Raw genomic sequence first — 506 nt, 5'->3', positions numbered from 1 at the left:
AACACTGCGTCGAACGGCACGTCGCGCGCGATCAGCTCCGACATGGCCGTATGGCCGCACAACTGCGTGCTCTCGGCGTCTACCTGCAAGGCCTCGTCCACATCCAGCCCGGCCTGCTGCAGTGCGTCTGCGTAACCCCGATAACGCTCGAAAAACTCCGGATAGTGGCTGGAGGCGTCGCCCAGGAAGGCGATCCGCCGGCAGCCCTGCTCGATGAAGTGCCGCGCCACCGCCTGGCCGCCGCTGAAGTTGTCGCAACCGACCGACACGCCCGGCTGGTCCTGCTGCACCGCGCCCCACCGCACGAAACGCGTGCCGATCGCCACGAGCTTTTCCAGCCGCGCACGATAAGCCAGGTAGTCGCCATAGCCGAGCAGGATGATGCCGTCGGCCTTCTTGCTGTCGGCGTAGTCGGCGTGCCAGTCGGTGGAGAACTGCTGGAATGACACCAGCAGGTCGTAGCCCTGCTGCGCGCAGGCGCGGGTGATCGAGCCGAGCATCGAAAG

1 protein-coding gene is annotated in these 506 nt (G+C 66.2%); it reads right to left on the bottom strand.

Annotated elements, in window-relative coordinates; translation table 11 throughout:
• Positions 1–506, bottom strand: a 506-nt coding sequence (locus QQX02_RS13365; protein WP_301143868.1) for a substrate-binding domain-containing protein, incomplete at both ends; no start/stop codon positions are given.

Origin of the sequence: Demequina muriae (genome assembly GCF_030418295.1) — a bacterium.
In the GTDB taxonomy this organism is placed as follows: Bacteria; Actinomycetota; Actinomycetes; order Actinomycetales; family Demequinaceae; genus Demequina; species Demequina muriae.
This window is presented reverse-complemented; position numbering and strand designations above follow the sequence as displayed.